10 protein-coding genes are annotated in these 20,522 nt (G+C 44.7%); 1 reads left to right on the forward strand and 9 read right to left on the reverse strand.

Annotation, left to right across the window (positions count from 1 at the left end):
* Window positions 1–128 precede the first annotated feature (128 nt).
* Complete coding sequence (hpf, locus tag MKX36_RS22615; RefSeq protein ID WP_016822933.1) at window positions 129–689, reverse strand: ribosome hibernation-promoting factor, HPF/YfiA family; 561 nt, start codon at window positions 687–689, stop codon at window positions 129–131.
* Window positions 690–1,125: 436 nt separating this feature from the next.
* Here hpf and MKX36_RS22620 point away from each other — a divergent pair, with 436 nt between their 5' ends.
* Window positions 1,126–12,201, forward strand: coding sequence for a DUF7507 domain-containing protein (locus tag MKX36_RS22620; protein WP_340865747.1), 11,076 nt, complete (start codon window positions 1,126–1,128; stop codon window positions 12,199–12,201).
* A gap of 159 nt (window positions 12,202–12,360) precedes the next feature.
* Here the strand turns inward: MKX36_RS22620 and MKX36_RS22625 are convergent, their stop codons facing one another.
* The 8 genes from MKX36_RS22625 to MKX36_RS22660 form a co-directional block, all read right to left on the reverse strand.
* The gene (locus MKX36_RS22625) at window positions 12,361–12,558 is read right to left on the reverse strand and encodes a cold shock domain-containing protein (protein ID WP_013373372.1); all 198 of its coding nucleotides are present in this window, start codon (window positions 12,556–12,558) and stop codon (window positions 12,361–12,363) included.
* A 392-nt stretch (window positions 12,559–12,950) separates the two neighbouring features.
* On the reverse strand, window positions 12,951–14,030 hold the full coding sequence (locus tag MKX36_RS22630; RefSeq protein WP_290409821.1) for a tetratricopeptide repeat-containing glycosyltransferase family 2 protein: 1,080 nt from the start codon (window positions 14,028–14,030) through the stop codon (window positions 12,951–12,953).
* Window positions 14,031–14,056: 26 nt separating this feature from the next.
* Window positions 14,057–15,784, reverse strand: a complete 1,728-nt coding sequence (locus tag MKX36_RS22635) for a glycosyltransferase (protein WP_290409820.1) — start codon at window positions 15,782–15,784, stop codon at window positions 14,057–14,059.
* A 21-nt stretch (window positions 15,785–15,805) separates the two neighbouring features.
* Window positions 15,806–17,758 (reverse strand): glycosyltransferase family 2 protein, encoded by a 1,953-nt coding sequence (locus MKX36_RS22640; RefSeq protein WP_290409819.1) that lies wholly within the window; start codon window positions 17,756–17,758, stop codon window positions 15,806–15,808.
* Between the two features lie 30 nt (window positions 17,759–17,788).
* Entirely contained in the window at window positions 17,789–18,127 is a 339-nt protein-coding gene (locus MKX36_RS22645) for a hypothetical protein (protein ID WP_290409818.1), read from the reverse strand.
* On the reverse strand, window positions 18,124–18,513 hold the full coding sequence (gene fliS / locus MKX36_RS22650; protein ID WP_290409817.1) for a flagellar export chaperone FliS: 390 nt from the start codon (window positions 18,511–18,513) through the stop codon (window positions 18,124–18,126). Before fliS ends, MKX36_RS22645 begins: the two co-directional genes overlap by 4 nt.
* Window positions 18,514–18,543: 30 nt before the next feature.
* The gene (gene fliD / locus MKX36_RS22655; protein ID WP_340865753.1) at window positions 18,544–20,022 is read right to left on the reverse strand and encodes a flagellar filament capping protein FliD; all 1,479 of its coding nucleotides are present in this window, start codon (window positions 20,020–20,022) and stop codon (window positions 18,544–18,546) included.
* Between the two features lie 18 nt (window positions 20,023–20,040).
* Window positions 20,041–20,403 (reverse strand): flagellar protein FlaG, encoded by a 363-nt coding sequence (locus tag MKX36_RS22660; protein WP_340865754.1) that lies wholly within the window; start codon window positions 20,401–20,403, stop codon window positions 20,041–20,043.
* Window positions 20,404–20,522: the final 119 nt, after the last annotated feature.

Consider the following 20,522-nt stretch of genomic DNA (forward strand, 5'->3'; position numbering starts at 1 on the left):
GAGCCCTATCCCGCCAGGTTCGCAAGGATAAGGCTCGTGTTATGATCATTTTCCTAATATCCATGAAGCATGCTTCAATCGAAAACATTCTATTCACTTTAAAATGTGATGAGTTTCTGCTTCACAGGCTATTCTCGTTCGATCAGACCGTATTTACCATCATTGCGTTTGTAAACTACGTTAACTTCCTCATTATCAATATTAGAAAATACGAAGAAATTATGTCCAACCATGTTCATTTGCAGAATAGCTTCTTCCACATCCATAGGTTTCAACAAGAAACGCTTGGTACGAACGACTTCCAGCTCATCCATTTCCGCATCCTCATCTTCGGCAACAGCCACGCTACCCGCTGGATCTTCCACAAAAAGAGTTTTCAAACTACCTTCCTGCCGGAATTTCCGGTTAAGCTTAGTTTTGTGCTTGCGAATTTGCCGTTCTAGCTTGTCTACCACGGCATCAATGGATGCATACATGTCATCGCTTTCGTCTTCGGCACGGAGTACAAGCCCCGGCAAAGGAATGGTTACTTCTACAGTGTGCAAATCTCTGGTTGTGCTTAACGTTACACTTCCATCAGACGTCGGGGGTGCATCGAAATACTTCTCAAGTCTGCTGAATTTCTTTTCAACGTAGTCCTTCAAAGCGTCGGTAACCTCGATCTGTTGACCTCGTACTGTTAAGTTCATAGGGCACGCCTCCTTTGCCCCTTCAGTATAACACATATGTTAACGCCAAGTAAAAAAACCTATCAACATTTCGACGGATTTTTACAAAATCCCTCATGATTCGATAAAACGCTTCCAATAACGCCATTCTATGAAAAGGGTCATGTTTAATTTTAGCTCGCATACATATGTGAATAATGAAGAGATATTTAAATAGCTACTCCGCTGGTGTCGTGACAGATTTACTATTTGGAGCTCATGCTAATCTATTTTATCGAAGGAGGAGGGGGCCATATCAAGCTGAATCAGGTATAGGAACTTACGCCGTATGCAAGACCTGATTATCATGCAGGCAATTTATACGAAAGGATCATTACACCCAGCCCAGCTGGCTCTTCCCCTTCAAAAATCTCTGAGGTATCTAATTGGGAAGAGATGGAAAGTAGGAAGTTAATCCATGGCTTTTATTCAGCGTTACGCAACGAACCAGACCGGGGCTATTACCTTTATAGGGAATACACTCGGGCTGGCACGTTCTGCTTCGGTAGGGGTGCCGGGTACTGCGACCAGCATCGGCGCTTTCATCACAACCAATACAGCCTCACGCTTCGGCACGTATCCATTCGGCACGACTTCTGCCTTTGCCAGTAACTCATCGACAGCATTCCTCGTGCTCCCTGCGGGCAGTACAGTGCTGTATGCTGAGCTTATTTGGGGAGGAAGCTATGCCAACGGCAGTACCAATGTATTGTCCAGCACCAGCAACCCAGTCACATTTCAGACCCCTGCTTTATCTACTACAGTCAGTCCTGAATCTGCAACATCGGTCAACGTCACCAGCCTCAGTACCTATGTAAGAACCGCGAATGTAACAAATCTGGTCATTCAAGGCGGCGCAGGAGCGTATACGGTCGGAAATGTGACGGGCACCATTACGGTCCCCGATTCTACCAACACCAACCACGCTGGATGGACACTGGCAGTGGTATACAATAACCCGTCTCTCCCCTTCCGTAACCTATCGCTGCGTGTAGGCGGTGAAGGAGTTAGCAGCGCTACTGGCTCGGTCAACGTGGTAGTGAGCGGGTTTGCCACGCCTGTACAGGGGACTTTGCGCGGCAGGGCGTTAATTAGCGCCCAAGAGGGTGACGTGGATATCACCGGGGATCGTGCGTTATTTGGACCTACCACATCCAGCTTAACTGCGCTGTCTGGGCCCAACAATTTTTCGACTAATTTTTTTGCGTCGCAAATTAACGGGGATGACGGCACATTGGTCACGACGGGGACCTTCGGTACCACTAATGCGGTGAATGGGACACCTGGGACGCAGGTCACGGGGGGACGGCAAGGCTGGGACATTACCAACGTCGATATCTCCTCCACACTGCTAAACAGCCAAACCAGCGGTGTCCTCCAACTAACCACTAATGGCGATATTTATACCGTTAATGCCAATGCCATTCAAATTGATATCAATGCTCCGCTGGTGACCCTAACCAAAACTGCTAGCTCTACGGGGTTGGTTATTGGCGATACAGTTACTTACACGGTTAACATTTCAAATACGGGGCTTGTCAGCGCGTCTAACACAGTACTTACCGACACCATACCAGCCGGAGCTACCTTTGTACCCGGCAGCGTTATTGTCGCGGGCACTGCCCAGCCCACAGCCAATCCTGCAACAGGTATTACAGTGGGCAGCGTAGCTCCTTCTTCCACGGTAACCATTACATTCCGAGCAACAGTCACCTCATTGCCAGCCAATGCGCAGCTAGGCAATCAGGCATCGGCAGCCTTTTCCTTTCAAACCGTGCCTGGCGGGCCTGTCATCTCTGGTAGCGTTCCGTCCAATACTGCGAGTACACCGATCTATCAACCCGTTATCGGGATTGTTAAAAGTGCCAATACATCGGCTGCTACAGTAGGAGACACCATTACGTACACGTTTCAAATATCCAACACGGGTAGCATTGCTGCGAATCTCAACTTTACAGAGAGCATCCCGGCGGGCTCATCCTTTGTTCCGGGCAGTGTGACCATTGGCGGTTCTTCCGTGCCTGCTGCCAATCCTGCTGCTGGCTTTTCAGTAGGAACGATTAATACGGGGTCTACTATACCGGTGACCTTCCAGACCCTCGTCAATGCTGTTCCTGCCTCTGGCAACTTGACAGATCAGGCGACTTACACATACACCTTTACGCCACCTGACGGACGTGTATTGAATGGAAACGGCACATCCAACACGCTCACCATTCCTGTATCCTCGCCGAATGTGACCGTGACCAAAGCCTCTTCCTTAGCGGCTGCTGCTGTTGGAGAAACCATTCAGTTTACGATAACCGCCACAAACAACGGCATTGCAAATGTGACCAATGTCGTGGTGACTGATCCGCTACCTAGCGGAGTTGCCTTCGTACCCGGCAGCGTCACTGTAAACGGAACACCAGCTACGACAGCTTCGCCTGTAAACGGGATTCCAATTGGCACTTTGGCTCCAGGCGCATCGGTAACAGTTGTTTTTCGAGCAGCCATTAATTCATTGCCTTCTCCCTCGCAAATCAACAATCGCGCAACTGTCAGCTTTACCTCCGGTGCCTTTACCGGATCATCGTTGTCCAATCTTGTAGCTATACCTGTCGTGATTGCAGCGCCAACGATTACTAAAAGCGCAAGCTCCAACCGTGCCAGCGTCGGTGGAACGATTACTTATTCATTTCTCATCGCCAACACCGGTACAGCCGTGTTAAATACGACCTTAACGGAAACTGTACCGGCAGGCTCCACCTTTATTCCAGGGAGCGTCATTGTTGGTGGATCTTCGGTTCCGGGGGCCAACCCCAATACCGGAATTCCAGTAGGCACAGTGAATCCTGGAGCACAAATTACAGTCTCGTTTCGCACCACAGTAGACTCTCTCCCACCCGGAGGTGGATTAAACGATCAGGGACAGCTCCAGTATTCCTATCAATTGCAAGACGGGAGAACCCTGTCGGGCACACTTCTTTCAAATATCGTTTCCGTATCCATATCGCTCCCCAACGTAGCAGTAACCAAGTCTGCCGGATTCACATCCGTTAGTGTAGGCGAAACGCTAACCTACAGTGTAAATGCCATTAATAACGGAATTGATCCCATCACCAACGCCGTGATTACCGATCCGCTCCCTAGTAGTGTGTCATTTGTACCCGGGAGCGTAACCGTTGGCGGTTCACCTGTGAGCACGGCTGACCCCAGAAGCGGTATTCCTGTCGGCAACATCAGCGCAGGCGCATCTGTTCTAGTGTCCTATGCCGTGCTGGTCAATGCCGTCCCGTCCGTACAGCCACTGCAAAACACGGCCAGTGTCAGTTTTACCAGTGGCACCTTTACCGGAACCTCCCAGACGAATACGGTTGCTGTGCCCGTTTATCAGCCGCGTATCAGCGTCGCCAAATCTGCAAGCACAACAGCAGCTACGATTGGCGACACGATTTTGTATACCTTGTCGGTCACAAATAGCGGCAACTATAATGCTTCTGTCACGCTGACTGATGCTATTCCTTCCGGGTCTACTTTTATAGAGAACAGCGTGGTAATCAATGGTGTTAGTCAGCCGGGAGCCAGTCCAGCAGCAGGTATTTTTATCGGAACCGTGTCACCGCAAAGCCCGATCACACTGACATTTCAAACTGTAGTGACCTCTCTTCCAACGCAATCTGTACTGACAGACCAGGCCAACGCCGCCATTTCCTTTACGCTGCCTGATGGGCGAGTGCGAACAGATAGCTCATCATCCAACGTGTTATCCATTCCTGTGTCTGCGCCAAATGTGTCCATTTCAAAGACCGCAGACCGTTCCACTGCCATTCCAGGCGATTCAGTGTTATACACGCTGACAGTACTCAACAACGGTATCCAGGCAGTGAACAATATGGTCGTTTCCGATCCGATCCCGCCTGGCTCCCAATTCACTGCGGGCAGCGTAACACTGAATGGCATCGCAGTGGCTAACGGAGATCCGGCATTAGGTATCCCGGTTGGGAGCATTGCCCCAGGAGGAGGGGCGACGATCACGTTCAGGGTCACGGTATCCTCTCCATTGCCGAGCCCACCGCAGCTCACCAATCAAGCGCGTGTCAGCTATACCAGCGGCGCTTTTTCAGGTGTTTCAGTATCTAATCCGGTGACAGTAGCCGTCAATGCTCCAGTGCTAACTGTAAGTAAAATTGCTGACCCCCTACAGGCAACGGTTGGCGATATCGTTACGTATTCTGTGGCAGTGACCAACAATGGAAACATTGCTGCTGCTGCCACATTAACAGACAATATCCCCACAGGCTCGGCACTGGTGCCGAACAGTGTGGTCGTTAACGGTACTCCTGCTCCGGGTGCCAGTCCCGCAACAGGTCTGTCTATTGGCTCCATTGCACCAGGAGCCACAACTCAAACAACTTTTCAGGTGGTGATTACTTCCGTGCCTTTACCTCCCCAACTCACCGACCAGGCGAATATCAGCTTTTCCTTTCAACCGCCCGATGGCCGGATTGTTAACGGCAATGTTTCGTCCAATATCGTCACAATTCCTGTTTCATCGCCCAATGTGCAGGTCAGTAAAAGCACCTCGGCAACTGATGCCGTTCCTGGTGATACGATAACCTATACTATTACAGCTACCAATAGTGGGATCGCAATCGTAACAGATGTCCGCGTGACCGATACCATTCCGACAGGCTCCTCTTTTGTTCCTGGCTCCGTTATCGTAAATGGAACAACGCTGCCGTCAGCCAGCCCCGTGACCGGGATTCCAGTCGGTTCTATCGCAGCCGGGGCGTCAGCAACGGTCACCTTTTCCGTGTCTGTTAACAGTCTACCTGATCCACCCCAACTGAGTGATCAGGCCACGGTTTCTTTTACCAGCGGCACACTGAATTTCACCTCACTCTCCAACACCGTTGTCGTTCCCGTTTACCAACCTATTATCAATCTCGTTAAAACTGCTAATATGAGTCAAGCAACCGTAGGCGATACCGTTGTCTATACACTGACCGCCCAAAATACAGGTAATTTAGCAGCAACAGCTACCTTTACCGATGCCATTCCATCAGGCTCCTCCTTTATACCCAACAGCGTCACCGTAAATGGTTTACCTGTTGCTGGGGCTAACCCCCAAACGGGTGTGGTGGTCGGAAATATTGCAGCAGGAGCCTCTGTCGCTTTAACCTTTCAAGTGGTCATTAATGCTGTCCCTACAGGCTTGGGGCTGTTAAATCAAGGTTCGGCCACATTCACTTTCCAGCCGCCTGACGGTCGAACATTAAACGGAAGCGTCCAATCCAATCCGGTGTTTATTCCTGTATCCAATCCAGATGTCACCGTGACCAAAACAGTCAATCAGACATCTGTAGCCTTTGGAGATACCATTACGTACACCATTACCGCAGCAAACAATGGCATTACACCGGTGACAGGAACGGTCTTTATCGACCCGATTGCCGACGGCACTACTTTTGTACCTAACTCCGTACAAGTCAACGGTGTCACTATACCGGGAGCCAACATTGCCACGGGCGTGTCCGTGGGCACTGTCCCTTCTGCCAGCTCGGCAACGGTCTCCTTCCAGGCCACAGTAACTTCCTTGCCAGCATCAGGTTTGTCAACGGATCAGGCAACGGTCTCCTTTAATTCGGGGGCTTTCGCAGGCCAATCCGTCTCGAATCAAGTCAGCCTGCCTGTATTTCAGCCGATTTTGAATGTGACCAATACTCTGAGCGCAGATCGTGCAACCGTAGGGAATACGCTTGGTTTTGTCATCACTGTCACGAATACAGGCAATGCGCCCGCAGAGACAGTCGTGCTTGATCTGTTATCCAGCTCGCTTAGCCTGAATCAAAATAGCGTGTTGGTCAACGGTGCGCCTATTCCCGGGGCAGACCCGATTACAGGCATTAATATCGGCTCGGTCGCCCCAGGTGCGACGGTAACCGTCTCATTTAGCGCCGTGGTCATATCGGTACCACCTGGCTCTATACTAACCAACCAAGCCACTGTGAACTACACGTTCCAACTGCCGGATGGACGAACATTGACCGGCAGAGGTGCAGCCTTGCCCGTATCCATTCCGATCTCATCACCGAATGTTACAGTCACGAAGGCTGCTGATGTGGCAGTCGCTGTCGTAGGTGATTCGGTTCCCTACGTCATAACTGCGTTCAATAACGGACTCGATCCTGTTACTGGCGTAATCGTCACAGACACCATTCCTTTCGGAACCGTCTTTGTACCAGGCAGCGTTACAATCAATGGTACTCCTGCTGTTACGGCCAACCCGCAAAATGGTATTCCTGTCGGGACGCTTGGAGCTGGTGGCGGAGCCACTATTCGCTTCTTGCTTAGTGTACAATCGTTGCCGTCACCAGCGTCCATTACTAATGAAGCGACCGTCAGCTTTACTTCGGGTGCATTTAATGGATTTTCTGTATCTAATCCCGTTACCATCCCTGTGTACCAACCCATCGTCACTGTATCAAAAAGTGCAGGAACGGGAAGAGCTACGGTTGGAGATACTGTGACCTACACATTCTCTGTTACTAACTCTGGGAACATTGGCGCCGATACCGTCCTTACTGATCCGATTCCAGCCGGGGCTGCCTTTATCCCTAATAGTGTAGTGATCAACGGCACGGCCGCACCTGGCTCAGATCCAACCGTCGGGATTCCCTTAGGTATTATAGGCGCCGCTACGACCGTCGCACTGACCTTCCAGGCAGTTATTACCTCACTGCCCGCGTCGGGTACACTGGTCAATCAGGCGACCGCTGCTTTCAGCTATCAGCCACCAGATGGCCGTGTCCTGACCGGAAGTGCAGTATCTCCGGCCGTGACCGTCTCCGTCTCTTCGCCGGATGTGGACGTTATCAAGACAGCCTCTGCCACAGTTGCCGTAGTCGGAGATACCATTACTTATACCGTGGTCGCTACGAATAACGGAATCAGCCCAGTCGTGAATGCCGTCGTATCTGATCCACTGCCGCCAGGCACCAGCTTTGTCCCCGGCAGTGTGACCGTGAATAGCACATCTGTGCCTGCTGCGTCACCAATCTCAGGTATCCCTGTAGGCACCATTGCAGTAGGTGGCTCAGCAGCCGTTACATTCCAGGTCTCCGTTGCCAGTCTGCCTCAGCCGCCGCAAATAACCAACCAAGCGACTGTCAGCTTTACTTCAGGCGCGTTGACCTCGTCTTCGCAATCCGATCCGGTGACCTTGCCCGTTTATCAGCCGATCATCGGCCTGACCAAAACCGCTAATACCATCAACACACAGATCGGATCGACATTGGTCTACACCTTGACGTTAACCAATACTGGAAATATCGCCGTTTTACCTGTTCTGTCGGATAACATTCCTGTAGGTTCTGAACTATTACCTAACAGCGTAGTCGTTAACGGCATCCTGGTGCCAGGAGCTTCGCCAGTTACAGGCATAACACTCGGATCACTGGCCCCTTCAGGCAGTATCACAGTAAGTTTCCAAACCATCGTCTCGTCTCTGCCAACTCCGCCTATACTGACCGACCAAGGGCAAGTGAACTTTACGTACTCACCACCGGATGGTAGAGTGCTGAGCGGTACTGTCACATCCAATACAGTTAATGTCGCTGTGTCTGCACCTAATATTCAGGTGACTAAAACATCCAGTCTGGCAGCCGCTGTAGTTGGAGATACGATCAGATATACACTGAGTATTACGAATAGCGGTGTGGATTCCGTCACAGATACCGTTGTAACCGATACAATCCCAGCAGGTACTTCATTCGTTCCGGGTAGTGTCCTTATCGACGGGGTACCTTTCCCTAACGCCTCGCCCATTGCTGGAATTGTCATTGGAAACGTCGCACCTGGAAATACATTTATCGTGAGTTTCCAAACTTCTGTCCAAAGCTTGCCGCAACCACCACTGCTCACGGATATTGCATCCGTCACATTTACCAGCGGAACGTTCACCGGCACTGCCTTTTCCGATCCACTCATCGTCCCTGTGTTCCAGCCGTTAATTACACTTACTAAAGCATCGAGCACTGTTAACGCCTCCGTCGGCGATACACTAACCTATACGATTACAGCTGTGAATAACGGTAATATTGCAGCTGCCCTTACGATCAGTGATAATATCCCTGCCGGATCATCATTCCTTGCCAACAGTGTCAGTATCGCTGGCAGTCCACAACCTGGTGTGTCCATCGAAACGGGCGTCCCGGTTGGATCTGTGCTGCCGGGCGGAACGGTATCCGTAACTTTCCAAACCGTTATCAATGCTCTGCCTAATCCACAGGTACTGGTCGATCAAGCATCAGGCTCATTCACTTTCCAACTGCCGGATGGCAGAACCGTATCAGGATCAGTTGTATCCAACACAGTTAGTATCTCTGTATCTTCGCCAGATGTGAGCATTGTCAAAGGAACAGCAGCTACAGACGCCATTGTCGGCGATCTCATCACCTATACCTTGGCTGTCTCCAACAATGGAATCAGTACTGCCAATAATATAGTGGTTTCAGATATCATTGCGGCGGGAAGCTCCTTTGTGAATGGCAGTGTTACTATAAACGGAACCTCCTTCCCTGATGGAAATCCGGGATTCGGTATTGCCATCGGTACACTCATTCCTGGAGCCGTTACTACCGTTACATTCCAGGTTCGAGTTGATTTCTTGCCTACACCTGCACAATTAACCAATCAGGCATCAGTTAGCTTTACCAGCGGGGCATTTACCGGCAGCTCAACATCTAATGTGGTGACTATTCCAGTCTTCCAGCCGATCCTGACAGCAGTCAAAACAAGCAGCACCAACAATGCCACCATAGGTGACATCATCACCTACACGATTGTCGTATCCAACACCGGAAACATTGCTGCCTCAACTACGGTAAGTGACAATATTCCAGACGGCTCCGTATTTCTTCCAAATACAGTGACGATTAACGGCATCGCTGCTCCTGGTGCAAGCCCAGTTTCCGGCATCCCGACTCCAGCTATAGCACCAGGACAATCGGCAACCGTTACTTTCCAAGTGCTGGTATCCTCCATCCCTACAGCTGTACTACTGGTAGATCAGGCTGAGGTAGGCTATCGCTTTAATGCTCCAGATGGCCGAGAGGCTAGCGGATTCCATTTATCCAACATCGTTGAGGTTGCCGTGTCACCGCTAGATATCACCTTAAGTAAAAGCGTAAGCTCACCTTTCGCCACTACTGGCAATACCCTGACGTATGAACTCGTGATTCATAACGAGGATGCGGACACCGTGCAAAATGCCCGTTTGCTGGATACATTGCCAGAGGATATCGAGTTTATTACAGACTCAGTTCAGATTAACGGGTCTACCGTGGCTGGAATCGATCCTAGTGATGGCATACCGTTGCCTTCATTAGAAGCGAATACCAAGACCCTTATATCCTTTGAAGTCCGTATCGCAGCTACCGAACAGCCGGGACCGCGTACCAACCAGGCCCGCTTGTTGCTCACAAATGGTGAAGAATCGAGTGCCATTTTGTCCAATCCTGTGACGGTTGCTATACTCCAGCCTGTAGTGAACCTTACGAAATTAACCAATACAGAGATCGCACATCCGGGTCAAAGCGTCACCTATTCCATCATCGCGGAAAACACCGGAAATATTGGGGCCTTCGGCTTGTTGGCTGACTTATTGCCACCTGATCTCTCCTTTGTTCCCGGCTCTGTTTCGGTTAATGGAATTGCTCAATATGGTGCCAGTCCAGAACAAGGTATTACGCTAGGCGCTATTGCACCAGGAGAAAAAACGACTACTGTCTTCTCCGCACTTGTCGTTCGTGTCCCTGAGTCGGGCTTACTAGAGAATCAAGCTTCGCTGACTTACTCCTACCAGTTACCAGATGGACGGAGCCTAGATCAGGAGAGCACTTCGCCTTCCGTCTCGGTTAAAGTAGCCGCTGCCGATCAAGGAGCCTTGTCAGCTGTGCTGCACACGACGGTATCTACTGTCGCATTGGGCGATGCTGTGCCTTATCAGCTGACCCTTGTTAATGATGGAGGCTCCGTCGTTACCGACATCGTGTTAGCCGATTACGTACCAAGTGGCACCATCATAAATCCGGACAGCTTGAAAATTAACGGTTCTCCATCTGCCTCTAGCAAGCCGGGTGAATCACTCTTTATCGGTAGCTTACAGGCGGGACAGACAATTAACGTATCCTACACCGTAAATGTTCAATCTCTGCCGGTCGGAGGACGTCTAAATAATAACGTGCGACTTCAGTATGCTGATAGTGGCGGTGCGAGCGAGGTCACCAGCAATACCGTGACTGTAGCTGTTTTTGATCCGCAGCTTTCCGCAAACATCTCCACAGAAAATAAGGAGGCTCTAGCAGGAGAAACCCTGACCTACACGGTACTGCTCCATAACTTTGGCAACATTACTTCAGAAGTTATTCTGCAGAATTTTATTCCTGCCGGAACCCTATACATTCCTGGCAGCATCCAACTGGACGGTCAATCGTTGGCAGAAGCCGATCCTGCTGTCGGAGTTAGTCTAGGTTCTGTGGAACCTGGTCAGTCATTGACCCTGACTTATCAGGTAAACGTATCCGAGACACCACCATCTGGCTACATCGTAAATCAAGCTGCCTTTACCTACTCATTTACATTGCCTGGAGGAAGAATCGTACCAGGCACATTGACTACCAATACCGTGACGATCCCAGTGGTATTCCCACTGCTTGAATTAGTGAAACAGGTGAACACCCATGACGCCTCTGTAGGAGACACTCTGACCTTCACCATTCAGATTACAAATAAGGGGGGAATCTCGGCGCAGTATCCGTTGTTCACGGACCCATTGCCGCATGGACTTGTTTATGTGCCCAACAGCCTAACTGTCCAAGAGAAAGCACAGCCAGGCGCAAATCCTGGCACTGGTATTACGCTCCCGGATATTGCACCAGGAGAGACGCTCACCCTTACGCTCCAGGCACAAATCCGTGAAGCACCTGCAGATGGTACATTTAGCAACCAGGCCACCATCGAATATAACTCGCGTCGTAGTGGTGGAGAGACCTTGAAGGAAACCATCCAAACTAATACCGTAGATTTGACTGTCATCGCAGCTATTCCTAAACTTACACTTAGCTCCAGCGCTTTGCGTGTCGCGCAAGAAGATACCCTGTCCTTTACACTCCAGGTGGAAAACATCGGCAACACTCCGCTGGAGGAGCTATTGCTCACAGCACCATTCTCAGCCGAAGATTTCCTTGTACTGAGAACCGTCACCGTGAACTCTGTGCCAATTCCGCATCCTAATTTGCTCCAAGGTATCCCATTAGGCCAGCTTGATCCTGACCACAAAGCCGTCATCGTCTTCTCCTTCGATATCGAATCTGCACTCCGTGCGTATCTGATCGCTCAGGCCATCCTGCGCTATCAATTCCGTTATCCAGACGGACGCGTAGAGAAACAATCTGCCTCCTCCAATACCATTTTTGTGGAGATGGCTGACTTTGACAGTTCTCTAGAGTAAACGTTTTGTTATGTTGAGCCCCTTACCACCGTGTAAGGGGCTCTTTTATGTATGTAGAAAACATAAAAAAGCCCTGGAATATATTCCAGGGCAGTTGCTAGCGCGTTATCCATTGCTAACCATCTTACCAATTATGTAGGTCGGCTATGCCGGGGATGATTATAATTTGGTTACGTTAGCGGCTTGTGGTCCACGTGCGCCTTCGACGATGTCGAACTCCACGTCTTGTCCTTCTTCAAGTGTTTTGAAGCCTTCTGTTTGAATTGCGGAAAAATGTACAAATACGTCGCCGCCGTCAGCCGTTTCGATGAAACCATAACCTTTTTCTGCGTTAAACCATTTTACTTTACCTTGCATGCACTAACATTCCCTTCGTCATCAAATGAAGTGAAGCTCTCGCCCACATTTTTGACTATACCACCCAAAGTTATCCATTGTCAATTGGAATTGATAATGTTTTCATGTATAGTTATTCCATATATAATACAATGGGTAAATAGTCAACAACTTTGTTCCTTGATCTTCAGAACTTGAACTAGAGCAGACTTACTAATCATGTTTTAAACTACATTTTAGAGTCTGAAACGATAAATTGATATATTTTTTTGTTTCTAAGGATTCTTTTTTCTTTATTAGCAACTATATAAATGTTAAAAAGCTCTCGCCTACACAATAAAGTGTGGTTGACGAGAGCTTCTTGGATTAATTTCATACGATCCATTATAACGCTATCAGGTGTATAGTTAGATTCATAACCTCTGCGTTGCGACTTCATGTAATCTGATTAGAGATGGTTCATAGTTGTACATCACTGCTGCTTTGTAATGCTCAATAGCTCTCTGAATGTTACCTGTTGATTCATAAAGAACCCCCAAATTATGATGAGCTGCGAAGCTTCCAGCCCCCCTTACATTTCCTTCTTCGCCTGTATCACCTACTTCTAGTGCTTTTTTATATAATTGTTCAATACTAGGAAGAATGCTTTGGTATTTTTGAGGATCGCTAATCATTAATTCCAAAAAAAACAGGGCAGAGACAAAATAGAAATCAGAAGAATGCCCCATAAATTTTTCCTCATGATCAAAGACTGTTAAACCTTCCTTAAGGTTCCCGGAAGAGATAATAGCATACATATAATTGACTATAATACTGGTCGAAATAGTCTCTTTATGGTCCATTAACTTATATGCCTTTTTAAGATTATTGAATTCTTTTTCAGCGTCTCCCAACCCACGATATTCTTTAGCAATTTGATAATAGTAATAAGAAATATCAGGATTCTCTTCAATTGCTTTCTGCAATAATGGAATATTTCTATCATGTTTCTGAGTTTCCATATATCCATCATGCATAATCTCTACATTTAATTTTACTCTGGGTAAATCGGATTGGATTTGTTCGTGAACATTCCCAACATACCGACAATATGATGGAAATATCCTAGAAATAAAACAATGTTCATAATTTAGCCCGTCTTTAGAAGTAAACTTGCTTGTGTGTTTAACCCTTCCAATTTGGGGGCCATCCGCTATAAAAGCGTTAATAATATCCTTACATTCATTGATGATGAACTCATCTGCATCCAAAACCATACACCAGTCTGTTGTAGACTGTTCTAATGCAAAATTGCGAGCATCCGCAAAATTATGATTCCATTGATAATCGAATATTTTCGCTTTATAATCAGCTGCAATTAGTTTAGTACGATCCGTAGAGCCAGTATCTACAATTACTATTTCATCAACATTTTCTACTGCGCTATCCAAACAACGTTTGAGTACTGCTTCCTCATTTTTCACAATCATAACCAAAGAGATTGTCGGTTTCATAAAATTATCCTTATGCCAGATTTAGCTTAAACTAATACTTCCATGAGCTTCTGATACCATGTAAAATCAAGATTCTTAAGCTTGAGCATGTACTCTTCAGATAATTCTTCTTCTCCTATATGTTGAAGGAAATAAGCAATATTATATATAACCTCTAAATGAGTCTCATCAAGCGCCAGTGCTTCATCAAATAAAGGAAGGACTTTTGCAATTTCTCCCTGCTCAAAGTGAATGACCCCGATAGTATTCAGAACCTCTACTTTATCCGCTACACTAGATAGGAACTTAACATTTCTTAATATTTCATCATTAGTTTGAGAAGATGTAACTTCAAATATCTCTTGCTTATTAATATGACCGTTCTTGATATCATTCATAATATCCAGAAGCTGATTATTACAAGCAGAAATAATATATTGGTAAACTTCAAATTGATTTAAGATTTCATTTGGGGCAACTTTAGATAGTCTTTCAAGTCCTTTGACTGCAGTACTATCTCTTGGCAAATTAACTCCCAAGAAATCCAGATTAACAAACCCACTATTGATAAACATTTTTTGAATAGATGCTAATGTAAAAAATCTTACATGTGTACGATCTAGAATCCCGGCATCAGCATACTCCCATTTTCCATCTAACAATTCATTAATAACGCTATAGTGCATTATGTTGGGTATACTTGCTAATATTTTTCCGTCAGGCTTCAAAAATTGACGCATATTTTCAAGTGTCTTCCAAGGATCATATAGATGTTCCAACACATCCCCAAAAATGATGTAATCAAAACTTCTTTGCGGGTATGGCAGATCTCCGTTCTCTACATTGTGTGGAATAACATCAGCAACTAGAGAAGCTATACTAGCTGAATTTTCGTTAAGCTCTATACCATATAGTACACTATTTTTAAATTTATTCTTGATTCCGAGGAGAGTTCCCCCACAGGCACATCCAACCTCAAGTACAGTTATTTGAGAAGACGCATCAGCCTCAATAAGATTAATAAGAATATCTCGCTTATGTTGCGAATAAATAGGGTTAAACCCCCATTTTTCTTCAAATTTTTTAGCATTCTTTTCTAAAAGCTCATTAAAATAAGCATTGTTCTCTTTAAATGATGTACTGCCATAATGATGAATAAATGTATCCTTGCATAGCAATAACTTATAACCATTTTTTCGCATGCGAATGGAATAATCGTCATCTTCATAATTCCCTGGTGAGAACCTTTCATCAAGCAAACCTATTTGCTCAACGAGACTTTTCTTAATAAGCATACAAAAACCAACTAATTTCAAGCGTTCTTCCCAAGATAACGGATTGGAGATATTGTAATCTTTAGCAAATGAATGCATGTCATCGATATTTTCATATGGAACATCAATTTCTTGAAAATAGGAAGAATTGTTTGTAACACATCCTACTGCCCCAATCTCATCCGAGCTATATAATGCTTTTAGAAGATTTGAGAGCCAGTTCTGAGTCACGATTGTATCGTTATTGAGAAGAAGGATTTCAGTACCCGTAGCGACCTCTATTCCTTGGTTGCATCCTGCTGGGAACCCATAATTTTCCTTATTCAAGATCGTTACAAGATCTGTTTGCTGTGCTAACCATTCGGCCGTATCATCCTGAGAAGCATTATCAACTACAATGATTTCATATGCATTTTCATGGGTGTATTTCCGTATACTTTCAATACATTGTTTTGTGTACTCTAGCTTGTTATATGTTAAAATGATTATGCTGGTTTTCATAGTTTACTCCAATACTATTTTTTAGTTATTGCACATCTCCATAAGGAAGGATATATCAGAGACGTAAGGGTAATTATCAACTAGTTTATTAAAGTAAGATTTCTTCCCCTCTGGTTCGGATATGCGAATAATTGGATAATACAAATGTTTTTTTTCTGGTGATAGCTTTAAACTCTCAGCAAAAAATTCTAAAGCATCTTCCCTGTAACCTTGTGCCTCATGATAAAAAGCAAGATTTTCATAACTTCTATCATCTAGTTGTTGACGTGACAATAACAAAGAATAGTAATTCATTGCTTCTTGCATTTGGTTTACGCTAAAGAAATAGTTTCCAACGTCATTAATCAACTTGGGATGATTCGTATAATTTACTAAATTATCAAACTCCTCATAATATCCGAGCAAGAATAAGTCTTTAGCTAATAAGAACAACTCAGTTGAATAGTTTTCAACAACATCATCACTTACTATTTCTTTTTTTTCCATGAAATTGTACAATGCATTTAACAACTCATTGTCATCACTGTCAGATGATTTGAACAAATCCAACTTGTCTTTTTGTTTAAAAATCATACAACCAATGATTAACTGTCGTTGTAAAAATGAATCTTTTTTTATATCCGAGGATAACCTTCGAACAGATTCTGCCCACAATTCTTTATTCTTATTTATCAAAGCATACCTAAGCTGGTCTCGATCTGTTAATGTTACTTCATCACGGAGTAAGTCATAATAATAGTTCACCATACGATGATTTCCTAAAGCAAGGAACACTTTAAAAAGAATAAGACAATGTGACATTTCCTTAGTGTCATAATTCGCATCTAAAAACCTTCTTATAGACTGTTCATTGTCGTTCAAGCTTAACCATTCAAGCAAGCTAAATAATACATTCACGTTCTTTTTATCCCTAAGAAGCTTTTTACCAAGCCAGTATACAGCCTCTTCATTACGGCATAACCGAAAACTTAATTTAATTAATTGATTTACTGGAACATCATACCCGTAAGCAGGATTTACAAGCCAGGCAGTTGACGCAAACCTAGCCTTTCGATCAGCTTTTTCAATAGCCTTTTTATAACACTCAATTGCTTTTTCATAAAAACCAAAGGATTCGTAATGTGCTCCTTTTATAGTAAAGTACTCTGGGTAAGATCTAAAATTAGATAGTCTTTCTTCCGTCAAAAACCAGGAGTCTTCTAGTTTGTCATTTTCGATATATAGGGAGATAAGTGCAATTAAGCAATATGGATACCAAGCACTTGTTTCATCTGCCCCTTCAAAAGACTTTTCATAGGCCTCCATTGCATTAACAATATCATTTGTAAACCTGTATTGATTCCCCAAAGTAAACCAGTCGTAAGCACTCATGTCTTTTTGATGTTGCATCCTCCCGAATATTTCCATATTACGATTATGCTTATTTTTCTTTACTATAGTTTCCTCCTGATAGCCTGTGTGGTATATACAAAGCTCTGTCATTTGTGTGTATACTTTTCCATTCTGCTCACCTACACACAATTGTTCATGAATAGGGCGATAAAACTGTATCCCCATGAAATTAGGAAACAATCGAGTTACAGGAGCAGTCGATATTTGATCCATTCTTTCCGACGAGCCTGAGTAATTTACTACAGTAAGCGTGTATCCTACACCAGGCTTAGGAGTTTGTTGGGTTATAAAGTTCAGCCACTTAGGTCCATCATCAGCAGATAGATATTCATCTGCATCTAAAACTAAAACCCACTTGCCTGTAGCAAAACGAATGGATTCATTACGTGCGGCTGCAAAATCATTAGACCATTCATAATCGAAAATGAGATCCGTGTATTCTTGAGCTATCTCTTTTGTCCGATCGGACGAGCCTGTATCCACAATAATAATCTCATCAGCAATATTTCGTACACTGTCAAGGCATCGAGGAAGCAATGCTTCCTCGTCCTTTACGATCATACACACACTAAGCAGCTTCATCTTTTTACCAACCCTATTCTTTTCCCATTATTAATTCCTTTTGTCAAAAAATAAACTATCAGGTGTATATTTAGCATTGTATGCTGCCTGTTGACCTTGGATAGTCCCTTTTTTTGCAAACCACTCACTAGCTTCCGTTTTATAACTCTCCATTTTGCAAAGAATAACTTTGTCGAAACGAGTAAGTTGCTGAATTCGTTTTTTGTCTGCTTCAGTAAGACTTTGTTGATTAGAAATGATTTTAAGGGAAATTACTTCTCTTTGATCTGCATACTGGCTTAATTCTGTGTAACTAACTTGATGAATTCGTTCTATAAGCTCTATCGTAATATTTTCCAGCTGGGCTACATATTCCTGAACAGCAATCATTCAATCGACTCTGCATTATGATTTAGTGATTTTATAGCTGTATCCCAAGCGCCCCTTAATTCTATTAAATGAGAAATGACTTCTTCCGCAGGTACTACATTCTTTTTCAAGTTAGCATTGATAAGTTGGTAAAGCATATATTCATACACTTGATAAAGGGTGGAGGAAATCGGGAAATCATGATTTAAAGCGGCAATAAGTTCATTGATAGCGGCCTGTGCTTTACACAAGTTCGTATTAGCTTTTTCATGATTTGTTTCCTCTATCCCCTTAATTCCTGCCCGTATAAAACGGATCGCTCCATCATACAGCATTAGCAACAATTGTCCTGGTGAAGCAGTTTGCAATTGGGCTTGTTGATACTTTTGATAGGGTGAATTAATCAAACCTGGATCGCTCCTTTAAAAAGATTGTTTTTAACTAAACATACTTGAAAGGCTGGATGAGGTGCTATTGTATTTATTCATGGCCGTTTCCATTGCAGTGAATTGTTGATAATATCGGGTTTCTATCATTGTAAGCCTGTCTTGTAGAGCATCGATCCGTTTATCATAATCCGATAACTGGTCTCCTATTTGACTCTTGGGCTGGAAAGCTGCTGTTAAATCGGAACTAACTTTCGACGTTCCAGCCTTATCCGCCAGACTTTGCAGAGCTCCTTGGTTGGTCTTCTTCAGCCGACTGAATATACCATCCGAACTTGTATAGTTCGTTGAAGATGAATTATCCGTCTGCCCGAATAAAGCAGTTACGTTTTCAGGAGTGGTTTCCAAAGCAGCACGCAACTTCTTCTCATCTACGTATAGTTTTCCTTTTTCACTATAGCTACCAGTTGTAATTCCGATCTGAGTCAAATTGATTTTTTCACCATTCGGTAGAGGTACGTCTGTTATAATAGCTGACCTCATATCACTAAGTGTTTTGTCTACAATGGAATCATTTTTGAGCATACCACTCTTAGCCTTGCTTTCCCAGAGTGTAATCTCATCTTCCTTCATATCCTTTCTCTGATCACTGGTCAACGGTAAATATTTACGATAGCGTTCTTCACTTGTTTTTTGGTTTAATGTCGAAAGTGTATCATTATACGCCTCAACAAAAGATTTTATAGTGTTAACCATTGCGTCAACATCCTGCGAAACTTCAATTTGTGTTGACTGTCCTGTCGGTGTAGTTCCATTTAAACTGATTTCCACACCATTAACTGTGAAACGATTCGAGGTCTGCTCTGTTGTCAGACCATTAATTTCAACAATCGCATTTACCCCTTTTACTACATTAGCTGTTTTAAGCCCGAAGCTTTGTTCAAGGAGTTCTCCACCTAACGTAATATCCTTATTCCCTGTCTCCTTGTTAGTCAACGAAATCTTGCCAGATGAGGAATCATATACAGCGGTCACCCCCGCTTTTGTACTTCCATTAATTTTTGAAATCAGTGAGTCGATTGTATCGTCCGCAGTAAAATTTATAGTATCTGCTCCTACATTAATACTGGTTTCAGTACCCGCATAGATATCTGATAGCTTTGTTGTACCAGGAGTGGCAACTACCGTCCCTCCAGAAGATACAACATTAGAAGCAGATGCCAAATTAGTGACTTTAATATTTAATACAGAATTCACAGATGCTCCAGTTGCTGTGGCAGTGAGCACATTTGAAGCTCCTGTAACAGTTGCTTTTTTCGAATCGATAGCACTACTTAAACTAAAATTTGTTAATTTTTCATTAAAAGCAACCAGTTTTGTACTCACTTGACGATATCCGTCACGTTTCCACTCGGTCAGTTGTTTCTGCTGATTGAGTTTGTTCAATGGAATACTCTCTGTAGTCATTAACTTTTTGACCATTGAATCAATGTCCATACCCGATGCCAAACCGCTAATTCTCATTGTCATAACTAACCCTCCTGAATATTAAGCCTTTTTATCAATAATAAGTCCGTTCATCTCCATAAAATTCGCCGCTACATCAAGGAGTTTTTCGCGAGGCACCTCCCGAATTAAGTCCCCCGTCTGTTTATCAAAGACCTTAATCATAATTGCGTGGGTCTCCTTGTGAACGGAAACCTCAAACTTTTTTTCAGGTCCCTGTACAGCTCTAATTGTCTTTTCTAATTGCTGAAGTGCATTTTCCTCTTCACCAGACAACTTTACGACTGATTGGTTAACATATTGCTGATTTATAGCTATAATTGATGGTTCATCTGCGACACCCTTGGGCGAGATAGATTTCACCTGCCCTGGTATTGGGCCAAGACCAGAAATACTATTATCCACAACTTACCCCCCTTATCGTGTTGAAGCATCATCAAGAACGTTTTTAATTTTAATACTCTTTATATCGGATAATGAGTGTTAATTATGAAGGGAATAACAAAAAAGAGACCTTGAAAATC

It is taken from the genome of Paenibacillus sp. FSL W8-0439, assembly GCF_038008995.1.
Taxonomy (GTDB): Bacteria; Bacillota; Bacilli; order Paenibacillales; family Paenibacillaceae; genus Paenibacillus; species Paenibacillus polymyxa.